This is a genomic window from Rhodoferax sp., assembly GCF_028689295.1.
Classification (GTDB): domain Bacteria; phylum Pseudomonadota; class Gammaproteobacteria; order Burkholderiales; family Burkholderiaceae_C; genus Rhodoferax.
Map to the genome: position 1 here is coordinate 123631 of NZ_JAQTWL010000005.1, position 16375 is coordinate 140005.

At 61.6% G+C, this 16375-nt stretch carries 12 protein-coding genes; 5 read left to right on the forward strand and 7 right to left on the reverse strand.

From position 1 onward, the window contains the following. Positions 1 to 10: 10 nt before the first annotated feature. The 7 genes from PHF15_RS06695 to PHF15_RS06725 all read right to left on the reverse strand — a co-directional run bounded on the left by PHF15_RS06695 (position 11) and on the right by PHF15_RS06725 (position 10641). Entirely contained in the window at positions 11 to 787 is a 777-nt protein-coding gene (locus PHF15_RS06695; RefSeq protein ID WP_300119921.1) for an enoyl-CoA hydratase, read from the reverse strand. Between the two features lie 19 nt (positions 788 to 806). After that, positions 807 to 2003, reverse strand: coding sequence for an acetyl-CoA C-acyltransferase (locus tag PHF15_RS06700; protein WP_300119923.1), 1197 nt, complete (start codon positions 2001 to 2003; stop codon positions 807 to 809). Between the two features lie 69 nt (positions 2004 to 2072). Continuing rightward, a complete protein-coding gene (locus PHF15_RS06705; protein ID WP_300119924.1) occupies positions 2073 to 4472 on the reverse strand; it encodes a 3-hydroxyacyl-CoA dehydrogenase/enoyl-CoA hydratase family protein in 2400 nt (799 codons plus the stop codon). 23 nt (positions 4473 to 4495) lie between these two features. After that, entirely contained in the window at positions 4496 to 6292 is a 1797-nt protein-coding gene (locus PHF15_RS06710) for an acyl-CoA dehydrogenase C-terminal domain-containing protein (protein ID WP_300119925.1), read from the reverse strand. 22 nt (positions 6293 to 6314) lie between these two features. Continuing rightward, on the reverse strand, positions 6315 to 7004 hold the full coding sequence (locus PHF15_RS06715; RefSeq protein WP_300119926.1) for a TetR/AcrR family transcriptional regulator: 690 nt from the start codon (positions 7002 to 7004) through the stop codon (positions 6315 to 6317). A gap of 111 nt (positions 7005 to 7115) precedes the next feature. Then, complete coding sequence (locus tag PHF15_RS06720) at positions 7116 to 8192, reverse strand: serine/threonine protein kinase (protein WP_300119968.1); 1077 nt, start codon at positions 8190 to 8192, stop codon at positions 7116 to 7118. Beyond that, a complete protein-coding gene (locus tag PHF15_RS06725; protein ID WP_300119927.1) occupies positions 8185 to 10641 on the reverse strand; it encodes an ATPase, T2SS/T4P/T4SS family in 2457 nt (818 codons plus the stop codon). The genes PHF15_RS06720 and PHF15_RS06725 overlap by 8 nt, the downstream gene beginning before the upstream one ends. Positions 10642 to 10981: 340 nt before the next feature. Between PHF15_RS06725 and PHF15_RS06730 the strand changes: the two genes are divergently transcribed. The 5 genes from PHF15_RS06730 to PHF15_RS06750 all read left to right on the forward strand — a co-directional run bounded on the left by PHF15_RS06730 (position 10982) and on the right by PHF15_RS06750 (position 16353). Beyond that, a complete protein-coding gene (locus tag PHF15_RS06730; RefSeq protein ID WP_300119928.1) occupies positions 10982 to 12580 on the forward strand; it encodes a choline dehydrogenase in 1599 nt (532 codons plus the stop codon). Between the two features lie 42 nt (positions 12581 to 12622). Further along, positions 12623 to 13666: an L-glyceraldehyde 3-phosphate reductase gene (gene mgrA / locus PHF15_RS06735; protein WP_300119929.1), complete on the forward strand. Its 1044-nt coding sequence runs from the start codon at positions 12623 to 12625 to the stop codon at positions 13664 to 13666. Continuing rightward, positions 13663 to 14550 carry a DMT family transporter gene (locus tag PHF15_RS06740; RefSeq protein WP_300119930.1) on the forward strand — a complete coding sequence of 296 codons (888 nt, stop codon included), beginning with the start codon at positions 13663 to 13665 and terminating at the stop codon, positions 14548 to 14550. The genes mgrA and PHF15_RS06740 overlap by 4 nt, the downstream gene beginning before the upstream one ends. Before the next feature lie 28 nt (positions 14551 to 14578). Continuing rightward, positions 14579 to 15781 carry a threonine ammonia-lyase gene (locus tag PHF15_RS06745; protein WP_300119931.1) on the forward strand — a complete coding sequence of 401 codons (1203 nt, stop codon included), beginning with the start codon at positions 14579 to 14581 and terminating at the stop codon, positions 15779 to 15781. 152 nt (positions 15782 to 15933) lie between these two features. Further along, on the forward strand, positions 15934 to 16353 hold the full coding sequence (locus PHF15_RS06750) for a universal stress protein (protein WP_300119932.1): 420 nt from the start codon (positions 15934 to 15936) through the stop codon (positions 16351 to 16353). Positions 16354 to 16375: the final 22 nt, after the last annotated feature.

The window sequence follows — 16375 nt, forward strand, 5'->3', positions numbered from 1 at the left end:
TTGACTTACGTCAAAGTTTGACAAAGTCTGGTTTGCGTTTTTCCATGAAGGCAGAAAACGCTTCACGCGCGGCAGGCTCGGCCAGCATGCGGCCAAACAGCGTGCCTTCATCAGCCATGCGCTCGGCCACCAGGTTGGCTTGTCCCTGTTTCATCAGGCGCTTGGTGGCGAGCAACGAGGCCATGGGCTTGCTGGCCAGCTTTTGAGCCTGGCGCCGGGCCAGCGCGTTGACCTCGGCGGGTGGCACGATGCGGCTGATCAGGCCCATCTCCAGCGCGGCCTCGGCCAGGAAAGGTTCGCCCAGCAGCAGTGCCTCGGCGGCGCGGCCGTAGCCCATGCGCTGCGGCGCCAGCAGGCTGCTGGCTGCTTCTGGACACACGCCCAGGTTCACAAAGGGCATGGAAAAAGCGGCGTTGTCACCGGCATAGACCAGGTCGCAATGGAACAGCATCGTGGTGCCGATGCCCACCGCCGGCCCGCACACCGCCGCCACGATGGGTTTGCTGAAGCTGCTGATGGCGCGCATGAAGCGAAACACCGGCGCCTCGAGCGTGGTGGGCGGCGCCTGCAGAAAGTCGGCAATGTCGTTGCCGGCGCTGAACACGGTTTCGTGCCCCTGGATCACCATGACGCGCACGGCAGCGTCGGCCTGCGCCTGCTCGACGGCCTCGGCCATGCCCGCATACATGGCGGTGGTGAGCGAGTTTTTCCGGGCGACACGGTTCAGCGTGAGGGTGATGACGCCACCGGTGGTGTCGAGTAGCAGGTCAGTTGTCGAATTGTTCATGGGCCGTAGGTTATCAGACTCAAACGCGCTCGAAGATGCCGGCCGCGCCCTGGCCCATGCCGATGCACATGGTCACCATGCCGTACTTGCCGCCAGTGCGGTGCAGCCCGTGGATGACGGTGGCGGCGCGAATCGCCCCGGTCGCACCCAGCGGGTGGCCCAGCGCAATGGCGCCGCCCATCGGGTTGACCCGGGCCTGGTCCAGCCCCAGCGTGTTGATGACGGCCAGGCTCTGCGCGGCAAACGCTTCGTTGAGCTCGATCCAGTCGATCTGCTCCAGCGTCAAACCACCGTTTTTCAGTGCGGCAGGGATGGCCTCGATCGGACCGATCCCCATGTACTGCGGCGGTACGCCCTTGGCGGCAAAACTCACAAAACGTGCCAGCGGCGTCAATCCGAACTGCTTGACCGCCTTTTCGCTGGCCAGAATCAGCGCACCGGCACCGTCCGAGGTTTGTGAACTGTTGCCGGCCGTGACGGTGCCGCGCGCGGCAAACGGATTCTTGAGCTTGGCCAGGCCTTCGAGCGAGGTGTCGGCGCGCGCACCTTCGTCCAGCCTCACCACACGCTTTTTCTCGATGACTTCGCCGCTGGCCAGGTTGGGTGATCGGTCGGTCACCTCGATCGGGGTGGTTTCGGCGGTGAAATAGCCGGCAGCCTGGGCGGCCAGTGCGCGCTGGTGCGATTGCAGCGCAAACGCGTCCTGCGCCTCGCGGCCGACCTTCCACTGGGTGGCCACCTTCTCGGCGGTCAAGCCCATGCCGTAAGCGATGCCCACGTTCTCATCGTTCTCGAACATCAGCGGCGAATACGATGGCGCGTTGCCGCCCATCGGCACCATGCTCATGCTCTCCACGCCGGCGGCGATCATGACATCGGCCTCGCCCACCCGAATGCGGTCGGCTGCCATCTGGATGGCCGTCACGCCCGAGGCGCAAAAACGGTTGATCGTGACGCCGCCCACGCGAGTGGGCAGGCCCGCCAGCACGGCCGCTGTGCGCGCAATGTTCAGGCCTTGCTGGCCTTCGGGCATGGCGCAGCCGCAGACGATGTCCTCGATGGCGTTGGGGTCGAGCCCGGGCACCTGCTTGAGTGCCGATTGCAACACCTTGACCAACAGGTCGTCGGGGCGCATGTTTTTGAAAACCCCGCGCGACGACTTGCCAATGGGGCTGCGCGTGGCAGCGACGATATAGGCTTCTTGAAGTTGTTTCATTTTCGTATCTCAATCAGTTGAGGACAGAGCAAAATTGCTGCGCAATTCCTGGTCTCTCCCGCAAAGTTATTAATTGCGTACCGGTTTGCCGTTTTGCATCATGCCCATGATGCGTTCCTGCGTTTTGGGGTTGCCCAGCAGGGTGCCAAACGCTTTGCGCTCCAGCGTCATCAGGTAGTCCTCGTTGACCAGACTACCGGCATCGACATCACCACCGCACACCACCCAGGCAATCTGGCAGCCGATGAAGTAGTCGTAGGCGCTGATGAAGCCGCCGTCGCGCATGTTGACCAGCGATCCCTTGATGGTGGCCAGGCCGCTGCGACCCGCCACTTGGAACAGACGCCTGAGCGGCGCGCGGTGACCCGAGTCGAACATGGCTTTTGCCTCGTTGAGGGCCACAAACAGCAGCTCGTCCTTGTGCGGCACGATCACGTCGCCCTCCATCAGGTAGCCCAACTTGCGTGACTCGTGGGCACTGGTGCCGACCTTGGCCATGGCGGCTGCCGTGAAGCCCTCAGACAGGAAGGGCAGCAGGTCCTTGCCGGTTGAACTGGCGGCGTTTTCGGCCGCGCGACGGGCGATGTAGGCCAGGCCGCCGCCGCCGGGCACCAGGCCCACACCCACCTCAACCAGACCGATGTAGCTTTCCATCGCCACCACACGCCGGGCGGTGTAGGCAGCCAGTTCGCAGCCGCCGCCCAGCGCCAGACCCCGTACGGCAGAGACCACCGGCACGTTGGCGTAACGCAGTTTCAGCATGGCTTGCTGCATTTCGTATTCGGCGGCCGCAATCGCCTTGACACCGCCCGTCATGAAGGCCGGCAGCATGGCCTGGAGGTCGGCGCCGGCCGAGAACACCTCGTCGTTGGACCAGATCACCATGCCCTTGTATTGGCCTTCTGCCAGCGCCAGGCCTTGCAGCAGCCCGGCGATCACGTCCGGGCCGATCGCGTGCATCTTGGTCTTGATGCTGGCAATGACAACCTCATCATCGAGTGTCCACAGGCGGATGGCATCGTCCTCGAACAGGGTGGTGCCGGCCTTGGCGGCGGAGGTCGCCTGTGAGCCCAGCACACTCTCGGGGAAGTGCTGACGGGCATACACCGGCAGCTTGCGCACCGGCACAAACTGGCCTGCTGAAGGGTTCCACGAGCCCTGCGGCGTGTGCACGCCACCGGCATCTGCCACCGGCCCCTTGAACACCCAGTCGGGCAGCGGTGCGCTGCACAGCGCCTTGCCGGCGTCGATGTCTTCCTTGACCATGTTGGCCACGCTGAGCCAGCCGGCTTCCTGCCACAGCTCGAACGGGCCCTGTTTCATGCCGAAGCCCCAGCGCATGCAGAAGTCCACATCACGCGCGTTGTCGGCGATGGTGCCCAGGTGCACAGCGGCGTAATGGAAGGCATTGCGCAAAATCGCCCACAGGAATTGCCCTTGTGCGCCCTCGCTATTGCGCAGCAGTTGCAGGCGCTCGGCTGCGGGTTTTTTCAGCATGCGCGTATAGACCTCATCGGCCTTCTCGCCGCCGGTCACGTAGGACTTTGAAGCCAGGTCAAAGCGCAAAATATCGCGGCCGACCTTCTTGAAAAACCCCGCCTTCGTTTTCTGTCCCAAGTTGCCCATCTCCAGCAGAGTTTTGAGCACCTCGGGGGTGGCAAAACTGGCGTAGAACGGATCGGCCTCCAGGCTCAGAGTGTCCTGCAGCGTCTTGATGACATGGGCCATGGTGTCTAGTCCCACCACGTCGGCGGTGCGGAAGGTGCCTGAGCTGGCGCGGCCCAGTTTCTTGCCGGTGAGGTCATCAACCACGTCATAACTCAGGCCAAAGTTTTGCACCTCTTTGATGGTGGCCAGCATACCGGCAATGCCGACGCGGTTGGCGATGAAGTTGGGCGTGTCCTTGGCGCGCACCACGCATTTGCCCAGACTGCTGGTGACAAAGGTTTCCAGGTCGTCAAGGATGTGCGGCTCGGTGGTGGGTGTGTTGATCAGCTCCACCAACAGCATGTAGCGCGGCGGGTTGAAGAAGTGGATACCGCAAAAGCGCGGTTTGATTTCCTCGGGCAGCACCTCACTCAATTTGGTGATGGACAGACCTGAGGTGTTGGACGCTACGATGGCATGCGGCGCGATAAACGGCGCAATTTTTTTGTATAGGTCAAGTTTCCAGTCCATGCGCTCGGCAATCGCCTCGATGACCAGGTCGCAGTCCCTGAGAAGTTCCATGTGCTCTTCGTAGTTCGCCTGCTGGATCAGCGCGGCATCTTCGGTGACGCCCAGCGGTGATGGTTTGAGCTTTTTGAGTCCCTCCACGGCACGGGTCACGATGCCGGTTTTCGGCTCTTCCTTGGCGGGCAAATCAAACAAGATGACAGGCACTTTGCAATTGACCAGGTGCGCAGCGATTTGCGCGCCCATCACACCGGCGCCGAGCACGGCGACTTTTTTGACATTGAAACGAGACATGTTTGTTTTCCTAGAATGATTGATCATGCCAGCGCGGCGTCGGTGTCCATCAGCGCTTTACTGCCGGTGCGCGCGGTGCGCATCAGGGTGGTTGTCTCGGGGAACAGTTTGGCAAAGTAAAAGCGGGCGGTCTGCAGCTTGGCCACATAGAACGGATCCGTGCTTCCGGCAGCAATCTGGCGCAAGGCCACCTGCGCCATGCGCGCCCAGAAGTAACCGAACACCATGTGACCGGCGACGCGAAGGTAGTCCACGGCGGCCGCGCCCACCTCATCAGGATTCTGGAAGCCCTTGAAACCGAGTTCGGTGGTGAACTTGGTCATTTGATCGCCCAGGATGGCGATCGGCGTGATGAATTCGGCCATCTTTTCGTTGACACCTTCCTCGGCCACCAGAGTGCCGATCAGCTTGCCGAACTTTTTCAGCGTGGCACCGTTGTTGGCCAGAATCTTGCGTCCCAGCAGGTCCAGACTCTGGATGGTGTTGGTGCCTTCGTAAATCATGTTGATGCGGGCATCGCGCACAAACTGCTCCATGCCCCATTCCTTGATGTAGCCATGGCCGCCAAACACCTGCAGGCAGCCCGAGGTGGCGGTCCATCCGTTGTCGGTGATGAAGGCCTTGACGATGGGCGTCAGCATTGCCAGCAATTCGCCCGACTCCTTGCGCACCTCCTCATCGGGGTGGTTGTACTCCTTTTCCAGCAGCATGGAGCTGAAGCACATCAGAGCGCGACCGCCTTCGGCATAAGCTTTGGCGGTAAGCAACATCTTGCGCACATCGGGGTGCACGATGATCGGGTCGGCGGCTTTGTCCCTGGCCTTGGGTCCGGTCAGGGAGCGCATCTGGAGGCGGTCCTTGGCATACGCCAGCGCGTTCTGATAGGCCACTTCGGTCAGGCCCAGCGACTGGTTGCCCACTCCCAGACGCGCCGCGTTCATCATGACAAACATGCCCTGCATGCCCTTGTTGGGCTGGCCCACCAGCGTGCCCACCGCGCCGTCGAGCACAATCTGCGCGGTGGCGTTGGACTTGATGCCCATCTTGTGCTCCAGGCCGCCGCAGTAAATGCCATTGCGCGCTCCCACGGAGCCATCGGCATTGACCATGAATTTGGGCACGATGAACAGGCTCACGCCCTTGATGCCGGGTGGCGCATCGGGCAGGCGGGCCAGCACCAGGTGGATGATGTTGTCGGCCAGATCGTGTTCACCGGCGCTGATGAAGATCTTGTTGCCGGTGAGCTTGTAGGTGCCGTCGCCCTGCGGTTCGGCCTTGGTGCGCATCAGCCCGAGGTCGGTGCCGCAATGGGGTTCGGTCAGGCACATGGTGCCGGTCCACTCGCCGCTGGTCATCTTGTGCAAGTAGGTTGCCTTTTGCTCTGCCGTGCCGTGGGTGGCCAGCGCGGCATAGGCGCCGTGGGTCAGCCCCGGATACATGGCCCAGGCCTGGTTGGCCGAGTTCATCATCTCGTAAAAACACTGGTTCACGATCAATGGCAGGCCTTGGCCGCCAAACTCCGGCTCGCACGCCAGCGCGGCCCAGCCGCCCTCGACGTATTGGGCATAGGCCGCCTTGAAACCGCTCGGTGTGGTGACCGCATGGCTCTCTGCGTCGTACTTGCAGCCCTCGGTGTCGCCGCTGATATTGAGAGGAAGCAGTACCTCACTGGCAAATTTTCCACCTTCTTCGAGCACCGCATTGATGGTGTCGGCATCCATCTCGGCATGCACCGGCATGGCCTGCAGATCAGCGGTGACGTTGAGGACTTCATGCATGACAAACTGCATGTCGCGCAGCGGGGGGGTATAGATGGCCATGGGGTTACTCCTGGTAAATGAATTAGGTTGAATGTGAACGTGTCGTTGTAAACGTCAGGTTCTTACCGTAGCGCAGCACAATGTGCTCGAACCCGGTGCTGGCGCGCTCCAGGGCGCCAGGGTTTTTCAGGAAGCGTGCTTCGTAATGCAACGCCAGAATCAGGCCGTGGATTTCGAACGCCATTTGCGCCTCGTCGGCATCGCTCACCAGATGCTCCTCTTCCTTGGCCTGCACCACGGCGCGGTGCAAGGCCGTCAGCCAGGTTTGCACCGAGCTGGCCAGGGCGTCGCGCACCGGGCCGGGGCGATCATCGAACTCGACCGCACCGCTGATGAAGATGCAGCCCGACTGAATTTCGATGGCGACCCGCTTCATCCAGTTAGCAAACAGGGCGCGCACCCGCGGCAGTCCTCGTGGCGCGTTCAAGGCCAGGAAAAACACCTCGTTCGAAAAGCGCTGGTAGTACTCGCGAATGACCGAAATCTGCAATTCTTCGCGTGAGCCGAAGTGAGCAAACACACCGGATTTGCTCATGTGCGTGACCTCTGCCAACGCGCCGATACTCAAGCCCTCCAAGCCAATTTGCTCAGCGAGGCCCAGGGCCGCGTCGATGATGATCTGCTTGGTTTGCTGGCCCTTTTGCAGGGCCCGCACGCCGCTTGACGGCTTGCCAAGGTTATCCAGGTTCGGTTCGCGGTTGGGAGTGAGCATGGCGATGGTGCATAAATAGTACGGTCGTTCTATTTTGCAACATTTAAGACACCAGCGCCACCCCGGTCGCTTTTCTAGGGTGCTTGATCTAGGGGATTTGCGGGTAAACCCCTAGGCTATGAGCGGGTCTTGCTGCATGGCTTCAATCTGCTCTTGCAGCATGTGCAACTGGCCCTGCCAGTAGTCGCTGGTGCCAAACCAGGGGAAATGGATGGGAAAGGTGGGGTCGTCCCAGCGCCGGGCCAACCAGGCGCAGTAGTGCAGCAGGCGCAAGGTGCGCAGCGGCTCGATCAGCGCGAGTTCGCGTCGGTCAAAAGGGCGAAACTGCTCGTAGCCATCGATCAGGCAGCCGAGCTGGCGGATTTGCTGCTGACGCTCGCCGCTCAACAGCATCCACAGGTCTTGTACCGCCGGCCCCATGCGAGCGTCGTCCAGATCGACAAAATGCGGCCCCGGCTGGGCGCTGGCGGGCACGTCCAGTGGCGTCCACAAAATGTTGCCGGGGTGGCAGTCGCCGTGCAGGCGAATCCGCTGCATAGCGCGGTTCGGGTCGCCGTCGTCCGCGGCAGAATGTGTTGGGTTCTTGGTGCCGTTGACGCCAACCAGGCAGGCCTGGGCGGCAATCAGATCAAGCGCTTGTTGCGAGGCCTTGGCCCAGCGCGACTGCACGTCGAGCGGCACCTGGTCGTGGGCCAGCAGCCATTCGCGCGAGACGATACCGAAGCTGGCCAGGTCGAGCGCGGGGCGGTGCGCAAAGGGCTTGACGCCACCCACGGCATGGAGGCGCGCCAGAAAGCGGCCGATCCACTCCAGCACCTCGGGGTCGTCAAGCTCCGGCATGCGTCCGCCGCGCCATGGGCTCACGCTGAAGGCAAAGCCGCCGAAATGGTTCAGTGTGCTGCCGTTCAGGGCGAGCGGCCCGACCACGGGGATTTCAGCGGTGATGAGTTCCTGCGAGAACGCGTGCTCTTCCAGAATCTGATCGTTGCGCCAGCGCCCCGGACGGTAAAACTTGGCAACGACCACCGCACCGTCTTCCAGGTGCAACTGATAGACGCGGTTTTCGTAGGAACTCAGGGCCATCTGCCGGCCGTCGCCAAACAGCCCCACGCTGGCCAGCGCATCCATCACCACATCCGGGGTCAGTGACTGGTAGGGGTGAGCAGACGTGCTGCCGCCGTCAGACATTGGTGTTGGCACGAACCTCTTCAATGCTGGTGAGTCCTGCCAGGACCTTGCCGATGCCGTCCTGGCGCAGGGTGCGGAATTTGCCGGATTTGAACGCCTCGATCTGGATCAGTTCAGAACGCGTCCCATTTTGAATCAAACGCCGGATGCCTGGCGTCATGCTCATCAATTCATGCAAACCGATGCGACCCGAGAGACCGGTACCCAAACATTCGGCACAGCCTGGTGAGTGGCTGTGGTTGAGCCAACCCTGCGGACCGAGCTCCTGCAGCCATTGCGCCAGCACGTCTTCCGGTTTGGGGCGCATGTCGTCCGGAAAAGCTGCCAGGTAGTCATTCAGCAGTTCCTCGACATAGTCGTTACTGGCGCGTCCGACGACGCGGCAGGTTGAGCACAACCTGCGCACCAGACGTTGCCCCAGCACTGCCAGCAAGGAATCGGCAAAATTGAACGGATCCATGCCGATGTCAACCAGCCGGGTGACGGTTTCAGCCGCGCTGTTCGTATGCAGGGTGGACAACATCAAATGCCCGGTGAGCGAGGCCTCGATGGCGACGAGGGCGGTCTCGGCGTCACGGATTTCGCCTACCATGATGATGTCGGGATCCGCGCGCAGGAAGGAGCGCAGCGCCTTGGCAAAGGTCCAGTCGATTTTGGGGTTGATCTGCACTTGGCGCAAATCGGGCTGGGTGATTTCGATCGGGTCTTCTGCCGTCCATATCTTGCGCTCGGGCGTGTTGAGAAAACCAAGTATCGAATGCAGGGTGGTGGTTTTGCCGGAACCCGTGGGTCCCACGCACAACACCATGCCGTAAGGTCGGACGACGGCTTCGCGCAGTTGCTCGAGGTTGCTCTCGGTCAGGCCCAGTTTGTCCATGGCAATCGGCTTGGTCGACGTCAGCAAACGCATCACCACGTCTTCCAGACCATTGGCGGTGGGGATGGTGGCAATGCGCAGTTCCAGCCGGTGCCTGCTGGAAAACTTGTTGAAGTTGATCTTGCCGTCTTGCGGTTTGCGCCGCTCCGAAATGTCTAGGTCGGCCATGATCTTGAGTCGTGCCACCAGGGCGGCGCGGTAGGTGTGCGGCAACTCGAGGTAGGGTGACAAATGGCCGTCTTTGCGAAATCGGATGCGCACCTTGGCGCGCCGGGGTTGCGACTCCACATGAATGTCCGACACCCCGCGGTTATGGGCTTCGCTGATCATGGTGTTGATCAGGCGCACCAGCGTGTTGTCGGACTGTTCAATGGGTTTTTCACTTTCTTCAGTGGCGGCACCATGTGCATCGCTGTGCTCCATCGACTCCAGCAATTCCCTCGAACTGGTTTGTTCTTCATCAGGCTCCGCGAAGCCGGGCAAGTCTTCACTCAGGGCCTGGCGGTGCATGCCGAATTTCTCGTAGGTCTCGCGGATCTTCTGCTTTATCTGCTGTTCATCTCCCAGGGTAGCGATGACCCTGCCCTGCACCAGAAACTCCAGTTCCTCGATCATCTTGCGCTGGGTCGGGTCGACCGCTGCCACAACCGTCAGGTTGTCGCGCGACAGCAAGGGCATCACGTTCAAACGCCTGGCCGTGATCATCGGAATCTTCAGCAAGGCGGAAGACTCGATGGGAAACAGCTTGACGTCTACCACCGGATAGCCCATTTTGCGAGCCAAGGCAATGTTGAGATCATGCCGGGTCAGGAAACCCATCCGGATGAGAAGTTCACCTAGCGGCACTGCGCGTTCTGTTTTTTGCCTTTCAAGGGCTTGTTGCAGTTGCGCTTCGCTGATGTAACCAAGACGGGTCAAAGCTTCGCCCACCCGGATCATGGGCATTTTTGACTGCTCTGCCAGTGCCAGCATCAACTGCTCAGGGTAAACCACCGCCGTGTCCAGCAGGTAGTCTCCCAGCTTACGGTTGCGCATGCTTTGCTGCTCGTTGGCTGCCAGATCGACCTGCTGCTGCGTGACCGCCTTGTCGGTCACCAGCAATTTTCCGATTTGGCCGCCCACACTGAAACTCACATAGGCTTCGCGCGGGATAAATACCTGTTCAACCGCACCTTGCTCCCCAATGGGCGGGAACAGGAACACGCCATAGTCGGTATCGACATAACCGATCGTCAAGCCGGCAAGCTCTTCCCCCTGGACCATTTTGAGGTGGTATTCAGCGGTCGCGCGGTAGCCCAGAATGTCGGAAAAATGATCGGAGGTGATCACCTCCTGAGGGTGAAGCTGCTGTCTCAGGCTCAAGCGCCGAAACTGTGAAAACGACAGCGAAACCGGTGTCGGGGTTTGCTCGATCTGAATGATGGCGAGGTGTTTGGCGGTGTTCAGTCCGATCACCTTGCAACGCCTTACCACGCCCGTGAGGCCCTCAAGTTCGCAATCCTGTGGCTTGTTCCAGGGCTGCGCAGCGCTGTAAACCGCATAGGGCGGCGATGGCCAAATGAACTTATCCACTAGTTCTGGCGCTTTCGCAAGGCTCGCCCGTCCCGGCATGATCAGCCCCTGGCCCAAGGATTTTGCAGCTTCTTGAGAGGACAGGGAATTGTCACTTGGCATCATGACCTCGGCACCAGAAGACTGAATAACGTGAAGAAAAACATCGAACTCCCTCAGTTTTTATCATTGAATCAGGGCCGGTGATCATGCCTGAATTCGTTGATTAAATACAGTCTGTACCGTAAATCTGACGATTATTTGTGGTTAATCTTGGTCTCAGGCTCTAAAAATGCCGGTTTTTTTGCGCTAACGTGCTCAGGGCTTGCGTTTATCAATGTGCCAGGACTTGGAGAACTTCATGTATGACTACCTCATCATCGGGGGCGGCTCAGCCGGCTGTGTGTTGGCCGGGCGACTCTCGGAAGACCCGGATATCAAGGTGGCCTTGCTTGAAGCAGGACCGGTTGACAGCAGCGTACTGATCCATTGTCCGGCGGGCCTGGCGGTGATGGCCAAGTTCGGCCTGTCGGGCTGGGAACTCAATACCGTGCCGCAACCCGGCTTGAACGGCCGCTGCGGTTACCAGCCGCGCGGCAAGGTGCTGGGCGGTTCCAGTTCCCTGAATGCCATGATTTACACCCGCGGCCACCCGGCTGACTACGACGCCTGGGCAGCGCAAGGCAACCCCGGCTGGTCGTATGCCGACGTGCTGCCGTATTTCAAAAAGGCCGAACACAACGAGCGCGGCGCCGATGACTTTCATGGCACCGGCGGACCGCTCAATGTGATGGACCTGCGCAGTCCTAACCCGTTCAGTGAACGCTTTGTGCAGGCGGCTGAGCAGGCCGGTTATTCACGCACTGCCGATTTCAACGGTGCCGTTCTGGAGGGCGTTGGTCGCTACCAGGTGACGCACAAAAACGGCGAACGCCACAGCGCTGCCAAAGCCTACGTGACGCCCAATCTGTCGCGGCCCAACTTGACCCTGTTCACCGGCGCGCACACCACCCGTATCCTGATGGACGGTAAACGTGCCGTGGGCGTCGAGTATGTGCACGAGGGCCAGACGCGGCGCCTCAAATGCCGCCGCGAGGTGCTGCTGTGCGCGGGCGCCATCCAGTCGCCGCAGATATTGATGCTGTCAGGCATTGGCCCGCACGAGCACCTGCTGGCGCAGCAGATCGAGCCGATCCACCACTTGGCCGGCGTGGGCCAGCATTTGCACGACCACATCGACGTCGTGCAGGTGGTGGATGCGCCGCGCGCCAAGGAGTTGTTTGGTGTCTCACCCAGCGCCGCGTTCAGCATTCTTAAGGGGATTTTTGAGTGGCGCAAGCGGCGAAGCGGCATTCTGACCACCAACTTTGCCGAAGCCGGCGGCTTCGTCAAGAGCGACCCGGCAGAGGCCACCCCCGACCTGCAACTGCACTTTGTGATTGGGAAACTCATCAACCACGGCCGCACCACCACGCTCGGTCATGGTTTTTCTTGTCATGTTTGTTTGCTTCGCCCGTTGAGCCGTGGCAGCGTGCGTCTGGCCAGCAAGGATCCGCTGGCGCTGCCGCTGGTGGACCCGGCCTTCTTGATTGAGCCCGACGACATGGCGCGCATGGTGCGCGGCTTCAAGCAGGTGCGCCGCATTCTGGCCCAGCCGGCGCTGGCGCAATTTGGCGGGCGCGAACTGGCGGCCACGGCCCGGGCGCGAACCGATGCCGAGATCGAGCAGGCCATTCGCAACCTGGCCGACACCATTTACCACCCGGTGGGCAGCTGCCGCATGGGCCCGGGCCCGGTGGATGTGGTCGATGCCGAACTGCGCGTGCACGGTTTGCAAGGCTTGCGCGTGGTCGATGCCTCCATCATGCCGGGCATCGTGAGCGGCAACACTAATGCGCCGGTGATCATGATCGCCGAAAAAGCCGCCGACCTCATCAAGCAGGACGCCGTGCGCGCTTGAGGGCCGGTGCTAGCATGCAGCCCTGAAAGCTGCACCACTGCCATGACCTACCAAGCCAATTCCGCCCGCTACGACACCATGCCCTACCGCTTTTGCGGCAACAGTGGCCTGAAATTACCCGCCCTATCGCTCGGGCTTTGGCACAACTTTGGCGATGATACACCGCTGGCCACGCAGCGCCAGATGCTGCGCACCGCGTTCGATGCGGGCATCACCCACTTTGACCTGGCCAACAACTACGGCCCGCCCTACGGCAGCGCCGAGACCAATTTCGGCGAGCATTTGCGGCGCGACTTCAAACCCTACCGCGACCAGCTCATCATCTCCAGCAAAGCCGGCTGGGACATGTGGCCCGGTCCTTACGGCTCGGGCGGTGGCTCGCGCAAGTATGTGCTGGCCAGCCTCGACCAAAGCCTGCAGCGCATGGGGCTGGACTATGTGGACATTTTTTATTCGCACCGCTTCGATCCCGACACGCCGCTCGAAGAAACCATGGGCGCGCTGGCCAGCGCGGTGCAGCAGGGCAAGGCCTTGTATGTGGGCATCAGCAGCTATTCGGCCGGCAAAACGCGTGAAGCTGCCGCCCTGCTCAAGAGCATGGGCGTGCGCCCACTCATCCACCAGCCGTCATACAGCCTGTTGAACCGTTGGATCGAAGAAGACCTGCTCAATGCGCTGGACGACACCGGCATGGGTTGCATCGCCTTCAGCGCGCTGGCGCAGGGTCTGTTGACCGACAAATACCTCAATGGCATCCCGGCCGACGCGCGCATCAACCGGCCCGGCGGCGGCTCTTTCAGGCCCGAATTTTTGAACGAACAAAACCTGCGCCATGTGCGCGCCCTGAACGACATGGCGCAGGCGCGCGGCCAAAGCCTGGCGCAGATGGCCATCGCCTGGGTGTTGCGCGATGCGCGCGTGACCAGCGCCCTGATTGGCGCCAGCTCGGCTGCACAAATCACCGAGTTGGCCGGGGCTTTGAGTCAACCGGGTTTCAGTGCGGAAGAACTGCAAGCCATTAACCAGCACGCGGTCGAGGGCGGCATCAACCTGTGGCAAAAACCCTCTACTGACCAGCGCTCTTGAAGCACGATCTTCACGCGCGCGCCAACTTGTTGGCGCTGGCCGCGATCGCCATGTGGGGTAGCCTGGCCAGCCTGGGGGTGGCCTTGAACCATGTGCCGCCGTTTTTGCTGACTGGCCTGTCGCTGCTGATCGGCGGGTTGATTGCCCTGCCGCTGTCGGGGTTCAGGCTGGCGGCGTGGCGGGTGCCGTGGCCGACGTTGGCGCTGGGTGTCTATGGTCTGTTTGGCTACCACTTCTTGCTTTTTGTCGGCTTGCAAAATGCGCCGCCGGTACAGGCCAATCTGGTCAATTACTTATGGCCGCTGCTGATCGTGGTGCTGGCGCCGGTGTTGCTGCCGGGGCTGGCCATGCGCTGGCAACATGTGCTGGCCGGGTTGATTGGTTTTGCTGGTGCCGTCATCGTGATTCTGGCCAGCGTGGATGGCGGTGCCGATGCGGGGGGACAGGTGCTAGGTGGTCTGCAAAACGATCGACTTTGGGGTTATCTGGCCGCCGCAGTCGCGGCCATCATCTGGGCCACGTACTCGCTGCTGACGCGCCGTGTGCCGCATTTCGACACCGCCGCCATTGGCACTTTTGCCTGGATCTCGGGCCTGCTCGCCTTGCTCTGCCACGCGCTGATGGAGCCTGCTGTGAGCCTGAGCCTGCGCGACTGGGCATTGATCGGCCTGATGGGTCTGGGGCCGCTGGGCGGCTCCTTCTTTTTGTGGGACAAGGCGCTCAAGACCGGTGACGCGCGCCACATCGGCTTGCTGAGCTACCTGACGCCATTGCTGTCCACGTCCATGCTGCTGTGGGTGAGCGATCGCGCTCTGACCTGGCCAGTGGCGCTGGCCGGCGTGCTGATTGTGGGGGCTGCCTGGCTCGGTACGCGCGTGAGATAAGGCGGCGCAAGACGTGCACAATGCTGCCATGATTGAACTCTCACACATTCAAGCTGCGGCCCGCCGCCTGCTAGGCCACCTGCTGCGCACACCCTGCGTGGCCTCGCGCACGCTCTCGGACATCACCGGCGCGCAGGTGTTTCTCAAGTTCGAGAACCTGCAGTTCACCGCCTCGTTCAAGGAGCGCGGGGCCTGCAACAAGCTGTCGCAGCTCAGTGCCGACGAGCGCGCCCGCGGCGTCATTGCCATGAGCGCCGGCAATCATGCGCAGGGCGTGGCCTACCACGCGCAGCGGCTCGGCATCCGGGCGGTGATCGTCATGCCGCGCTTCACGCCCGGCGTCAAGATCGAGCGCACGCGCGGCTTTGGCGCCGACATCGTGCTGCACGGCGACACCCTGGACGAAGCACGCGCCCATGCCTTGCGCTTAGCCGAGCAGCAACATCTGATCTTTGTTCATCCCTATGACGACCCCGACATCGTGGCCGGCCAGGGCACGGTGGCGCTGGAAATGCTCGAAGACGTGCCCGAGCTCGACACGCTGGTGGTGGCAATTGGCGGCGGCGGCCTGATTGCAGGCATGGCGACGGCGGCCAGGGCGATCAAGCCCGGCATCGAGATCATCGGCGTGCAAGCCACGCGTTTCCCGGGCATGTACAACGCCATCAAGGGCACCCACCTGCCGCAGGGCAACAGCAGCATTGCCGAGGGCATCGCGGTGGGCACGCCCGGCGTGTTGCCGCAGGCCATCATTCGCGACAAGGTGAACGACATTGTGCTGGTGGATGAAGGCGACATCGAGCAGGCCATCGTGATGCTGCTCGAAGTCGAGAAAACGCTGGTCGAGGGCGCCGGTGCCGCCGGCCTGGCCGCGATGCTGAAATACCCCGAGCGTTTCAAAGGCAAAAAGGTGGGCGTGGTGCTGTGCGGCGGCAACATCGACCCGCTCTTGCTGGCGGCCATCATTGAGCGCGGCATGGTGCGCGCCGGCCGCCTGGCGCGCCTGAAGGTGAGTGCGCGCGACGTGCCTGGCACGCTGGCGCTGATCACCGCCACGGTGGCCGCCGCCGGGGCCAATATCAACGAGGTGCACCACCAGCGCGCCTTCACCACCCTGGCGGCGCAAAACGTCGAGATCGAGCTGGTGATCCAGACCCGCAGCCCGCAGCACATCACTGAGGTGCTGACCGCGCTGCAACAGGCCGGACTGCAGGCGCAACTGGTGCAATGACCCGGTTGTCATTGCGCATGCAGTGTGCTCCATGTCCGTTTTGCAGCGCGGTTTTGGCATTCACTTTGCGCCTTGATGCCGGTTTGTTGACCAGAGACAAGCCAGCGCGGCGCGGCTTGGGTAAACTGGCGTCCCGTTTAAGGAGTTCCCTCATGAAGATTCTTCTCGCCGTCGATGGCAGTGCGTACACCAAGAAAATGCTGGGTTACCTGGCTGCCAATGAATTGTTCTCGCCCAAGAACGAATACGTGGCGTTCACCGCCCAACTGGTGCTGCCCACGCAGGCGCGTTCCGCATTGGGTAAGGAACTGGTCGCCAAGTACTACGAGGACGAAGGCCAGCGCGTGATCGCGCCGGTCAGCAAGTTTTTGGAGCGCCATGGCGTCAAAGCCAAAACGATCTGGAAAGCCGGAAACGCTGGCGAACTGATCGCCAAGCTAGCCGATGATGGCAAATTCGACTTGGTGGTGATGGGCTCGCATGGCCACGGCGCGTTGGTCAATCTGGTGGTGGGTTCGGTGGCCACCAAGGTGCTGGCCAATTGCAAGGTGCCCGTGTTGATCGTGCGCTGAAGTCTGCAATTGATAGGCGGCC